The sequence below is a fragment of the Acidovorax sp. HMWF018 genome (assembly GCF_003061035.1).
Taxonomy (GTDB): Bacteria; Pseudomonadota; Gammaproteobacteria; order Burkholderiales; family Burkholderiaceae_C; genus Acidovorax; species Acidovorax delafieldii.
The window spans coordinates 1-4,990 of the sequence record NZ_QAIM01000354.1; the positions used below are offsets into that span (position 1 = coordinate 1).

The following is a 4,990-nucleotide window of genomic DNA, read 5'->3' on the forward strand; positions in this document are numbered from 1 at the left end:
CAACACGCCACAAAAAGCCGCGCCGCCTGCCCCTGCCGCAGGCCCTTCAGGAGCCTCGAATGCGCATCAACCTGCCAGTGACCCAGCAGAATTTTGACTACCCCGGTGATGAGCTGCTGGTGTCCAGCACCAACACCAAGGGTGAGATCACGCACTGCAACCCGGCGTTTGTGCGCGTCAGTGGCTACAGCTACGACGAGCTCATCGGCCAGCCGCACAACATCATTCGCCACCCGGACATGCCGCCCGAGGCTTACAAGGACATGTGGCGCACCATTGGCCGGGGCGAGCCTTGGACGGGCTTGGTCAAGAACCGCCGCAAGAACGGCGACCACTACTGGGTGCGAGCCAACGTCACCCCCATCATGGAGGGCGGCAAGCCACGCGCCTACATGTCGGTGCGCACCAAGCCCAGTGCGGCCGAGATGGTGGCCGCCGAGGCCTTGTATGCCCAGATGCGCAGCGAGGCGGCTTCGGGCGCAAGCAGCTTCTACCTGGACTCGGGCAACGTGCGCTACCGGGGAGTGCGTGGCTGGCAGCAGCGCCTGGCGCAGATGGCGCTGCTGCCCCGCATGGCGATCCTGCTGCTGATGACGGTGCTGCTGGCCTTGTTGCCCGACGTGATGGGGCTGCAAGGCACCACCGCCTGGGTGGCCCGCCTGGCGCTGCTGGTGCTGGGGGCGGGGTGGACGCTGTGGCGCTTTCAGGCCACCGTGCTGCAGGGCGTGCACGATGCCACCCGCTTCGCATCCGACATCTCGGCTTGCAACCTCGCCACATCGGTGGGCACCGACTATCCCCAACCCCTGGGCGCGCTGATGCAGCGCTTGCAACAGACCCAGGTCAACCTGCGCGCCGTGGTGGGCGACGTGCGCACGGAGGTGCGCAACTTCATCGAATCGGCCGACGAAATCGCGCGCGGCGGCATGGACCTGTCGGCCCGCACCGAGTCGCAGGCCAGCAGCCTGGAAGAAACCGCCGCGGCCATGGAGCAACTGGCCAGCACGGTGCTGCAGACGTCGGAGACAGCGGCCAAGGTGTCGCACGAGAGCGCACAGAGCAGCGACATCGCCACGCGTGGTGGCCAGGCGGTGCAGGAGGTGGGAGCGGCCATGCAGCAGATGAAGCTGTCGTCCACCAAGATCAGCGAGATCGTGGGCGTGATCGAAGGCATTGCCTTCCAGACCAATCTGCTGGCGCTCAATGCCGCTGTGGAGGCCGCCCGCGCGGGCGAGCAGGGCCGGGGCTTTGCGGTGGTGGCGGGCGAGGTGCGGGCCCTGGCGCAACGCAGTGCCAGCTCGGCCAAGGAGATCAGCGGTCTGATTGGCGTCACGGTGAACCAGATTGCCAGCGGCGCGCAGCAGATGGACCATGCCGGTACCACCATCGAAGGTGTGGTCCATGCGGTGGAACGCGTGAGCACGCTGGTCCAGCAGATCAGCAGCGCCACCAAGGAGCAGTCGCAGGGCATTGCCCAGGTCAACGAGGCCGTGACCCAGCTCGACACCGTGACGCAGCAGAACGCCGCGCTGGTGGAGGAATCTGCCGCCGCCGCCCAGGGCCTCAAGGAGAGCGCGGTGTCGCTGGGCCGCTCGGTGGATGTGTTCCGGCTGGGGTGAGCGGCGCTGCAACGAGCCGCCAAGGAATACTCGCACCTTGACGAATTCTTACTCGTAACTTACAGTGATTTTCCCGTTTTCCGGGAGATCACCATGACCCTCGACGAGCTGCAGCGCATCAAGCAGTGGCATGTGGCGCACAAGGCCGACCACCCGCTCGAATACCACCTGTGGGACCTGGTGCTGACGGTCTGGATGCTGGGCTGGGTGGGCTGGTTTCCCATCTGCGCTTTTGGCGAGCCCTGCGCCGCGCCGGTCTGCCTGATCGGCATTTTTGTCCCCAGCCTGTACGTTGCCTGGCGCACCCGCGCGCACTTGCGCCACACTCTGCGGTGCGACTGGATCGACGCGCGCAACTGACGGATGCGGTCGGTTGACGGGTGGCGGGGGCAGGCCTACTGCCGGGCAGTGCGCACGTTGCGCGGCAGGGCCTGCGGGTGGCTGGTGCGCAGGGGGTTGATGTCCAGCCCGCCCCGGCGCGTGTAGCGCGCATACACCGTGAGCTTGATGGGTTTGCAGCGTGTCCACACATCCATGAAGATGCGCTCCACACACTGCTCATGGAACTCGTTGTGGTTGCGAAAGCTCACCAGGTACTGCAGCAGCCCTTCCTGGTTGATCTGCGGGCCGCTGTAGCTGATCTGCACGCTGCCCCAGTCGGGCTGGCCGGTCACCAGGCAGTTGCTCTTGAGCAGGTTGCTGGTGAGGGTTTCGGTCACGGGCGCTTCGTTGAATGTGGCCGTCAGCAGGTCGGGCGCGGGCTGGTAGCGCGTGCATTCCACGTCCAGCCGGTCCAGGCTCAGGCCGTCCAGCTCATGCACGGGCTCCTGGTCGAACAGCTCTGGTGCGATGAGCTTCACGCCCACGGTGGCGGGGTGGTCGGCGCCACGCCATACGGCTTCGCTGATGTCGGCGCGGATGCGGGCCTGCACCTCGGCCGCATCGGCAAAGCGGGTGTTGTTGAAGCTGTTGAGATACAGCTTGAACGACTTGCTCTCGACGATGTTGGGCGTCTCGCAGGGCACGGTTATGTGCGCCAGCGCCACCTGCGGCTTGCCACGCGCATTCAGCCAGGACAGCTCGAACGCCGTCCACAGGTCGGCCCCGAAGAAGGGCGCCGAGCCGGTGATGCCGATCTCGGCCCGCTTGCCCGCGCGGGGGATGGGGAACAGCAGCGAGGCGTCGTACTGGTCCACGTAGGCCGATGCCTTGCCGAGTTGGGATTGTTCTGGCGTGTTCATGGCCTGGTCTTTCGGGTGTGTGGTTTCCAAGGGGGTCTGTGCTATTGCTACTATTTTTATAGCTGCTGACGCATGTTCGACTAGCGCATGCCGGGGTTTTTACTGAAATTCCCGCTCACGCAGCCATTTGGTGGCAATCCATTTGTCCCCGGCGATCACGGGGGCGCCGCCATGCAGGGTGCGGGTGGACGGGTGCGGGCGCTCGTAGCTGAAGAACACCGCGTTGCCACGCTGCGGCGCCACCTCCAGGTGCACGTCGGGGAAGGTGGTGCCGCCGCCTTTGTCAGGCGTGTTCAGGTACATCACCAGCGTGCCCACGCGCTGGCCGCCGCGCTGGATGATGCTGGGCGTGCCGGGCTCGGCGGGGTCGAAGTAGTCGTAGTGGGGCTTGTATTCGGCGCCGGGGCGGTAGTGCAGCACCTGCAGGCCTTCGCCGTTTTCGATGGGCCAGTGGAGCAGGCGTGCAATGCGCTCCTCGATGCGCTGGATCAGGGGACTTTGCCCGCGCTGGAAGAACATGCCGTCACTGGTGCGGTCGGCGTTGATCTCTTCGCCCCCGGTCTTGGTGGCCACGGTGAGCGAGCGTGCCATGCGGGGCTCTGCAGCGGCTATCAGGGCATCGCACTCCTCGGGCGACAGCAGGTTACCAAACACCACGATGCGCGGCTGTGCCATGGCCAGCAGCACATTCACGGCGCGGTCTCCGCAGTCCACCTGGGCAGGGGATTCATCCAGCCGGGGCTCGGGCACCCGCACGGCCGAGGGCAGGCCCTGCTGCACAGCCAAGTCGTTCAGGTGCTCCTGCAGCGTGATCTCCAGCGCATCCGCCGCCACGTCTTCGTCCCAGCCTGCGTCACGCATGGACTGCAGCACCACGGGCGCAGCGTAGCCCGCCTGGGCCTGCTCGATGATCCAGCGGCGCAACTCGGGGGTGATGGCCTGCCGCGCTGCGCTGGCGTGCTGGGTGGTGGTGCTGTCCGGGTGCTGGTCAGAACGCGATGCCATGGCGGTCCTTCAACAAGAGCAGGGTGGTGGGCGGATTTATGCGGAGGCCGGGGTCTTGCGCCGGAAGACCAGGCGCTCGGGCTCGGATGATGCCGGGGCAAAGGCATAGCCGTCCAGGTCAAACCCTTCGAGCTGGTGGGGTGTGGCAAGGCAGTGGGTGATGGCGTAGCGCGCCATCAGGCCGCGTGCGCGCTTGGCAAAGAAGCTGATGATCTTGTAGTTGCCGCCCTTCCAGTCCTCGAACACGCATTCGATCACGCGGGCCTTGAGTGCCTTGCGGTCCACGGCCTTGAAGTATTCCTGCGAGGCGAGGTTGATCACCACTGGCGTGGTGTCGGCGCGCAGCCGGGTGTTCAGGTGCTCGGCAATCTGGCGGCCCCAGAACTGGTACAGGTTGCTGCCTGCCTCGGTGGCCAGGCGCGTGCCCATCTCCAGGCGATAGGGCTGCATGCGGTCCAGCGGCCGCAGCACACCGTACAGGCCGCTGAGGATGGCGACATGGCTCTGGGCCCAGTGCAGGTCGTCAGTGCTCAGGCTGCGGGCTTGCAGCCCCTCGTACACGTCGCCATTGAAAGCCAGCACCGCCTGGCGCGAGTTGTGGGCCGTGAAGCGGGGGCGCCAGGCCTGGTAACGCGCCACGTTCAGCGCCGCGAGCGTGTCGCTCAGTTCCATCAGCGACGCGATCTGCTGCGGCGACTGCTCCCGCAGGACTTCGATCAGGGCCGTGGACTGCGGCACAAACTGGGGTGTGGTGTGCGGCAGGCCTTCGGGAACGGGCGTGTCGTAGTCGAGCGATTTGGCGGGAGACAGCAGGAACAGCATGGGGGCAAAGGGTCCGTGGATCTCGGGGGTGAAGTGTGGCCTGGAAAGCGCGGGTTGCTGGCTGCACCAGCGGCCTGAAATGGTACCTGCTGGACGACCGTCTTCTGCGGCTTGCGGGTATTGGCGCCCAGCACGGTGCTTGCTCGGTTGCCCAAAAAAAGAAGGCGGCCTGAGCCGCCTTCTTGGTGCAGGCTGCAGCCCTGGGGCAGCAGCCATTGCAGCGCATCAGGCTGCGGGGGGCTGCTCAAACGGCAGCGCCATGGCCGACAGGTCGCGGCGGGTTTCCACCAGCACCAGCGGACC

5 protein-coding genes are annotated in these 4,990 nt (G+C 66.2%); 2 read left to right on the forward strand and 3 right to left on the reverse strand.

What is annotated here, in order from left to right; translation table 11 throughout:
• Positions 1–59 precede the first annotated feature (59 nt).
• Both DBR23_RS13470 and DBR23_RS13475 read left to right on the forward strand, forming a co-directional pair.
• Positions 60–1,619, forward strand: a complete 1,560-nt coding sequence (locus DBR23_RS13470) for a PAS domain-containing methyl-accepting chemotaxis protein (protein WP_108498595.1) — start codon at positions 60–62, stop codon at positions 1,617–1,619.
• A 93-nt stretch (positions 1,620–1,712) separates the two neighbouring features.
• A complete protein-coding gene (locus tag DBR23_RS13475) occupies positions 1,713–1,979 on the forward strand; it encodes a hypothetical protein (protein ID WP_056061307.1) in 267 nt (88 codons plus the stop codon).
• A 35-nt stretch (positions 1,980–2,014) separates the two neighbouring features.
• Here the strand turns inward: DBR23_RS13475 and queF are convergent, their stop codons facing one another.
• The 3 genes from queF to yaaA form a co-directional block, all read right to left on the reverse strand.
• Positions 2,015–2,860, reverse strand: coding sequence for an NADPH-dependent 7-cyano-7-deazaguanine reductase QueF (gene queF / locus DBR23_RS13480; RefSeq protein ID WP_056061310.1), 846 nt, complete (start codon positions 2,858–2,860; stop codon positions 2,015–2,017).
• Positions 2,861–2,959: 99 nt separating this feature from the next.
• Positions 2,960–3,865 carry a 2OG-Fe(II) oxygenase gene (locus DBR23_RS13485; protein WP_099729677.1) on the reverse strand — a complete coding sequence of 302 codons (906 nt, stop codon included), beginning with the start codon at positions 3,863–3,865 and terminating at the stop codon, positions 2,960–2,962.
• 36 nt (positions 3,866–3,901) lie between these two features.
• Positions 3,902–4,687: a peroxide stress protein YaaA gene (gene yaaA / locus DBR23_RS13490; protein WP_108498596.1), complete on the reverse strand. Its 786-nt coding sequence runs from the start codon at positions 4,685–4,687 to the stop codon at positions 3,902–3,904.
• Positions 4,688–4,990 lie beyond the last annotated feature (303 nt).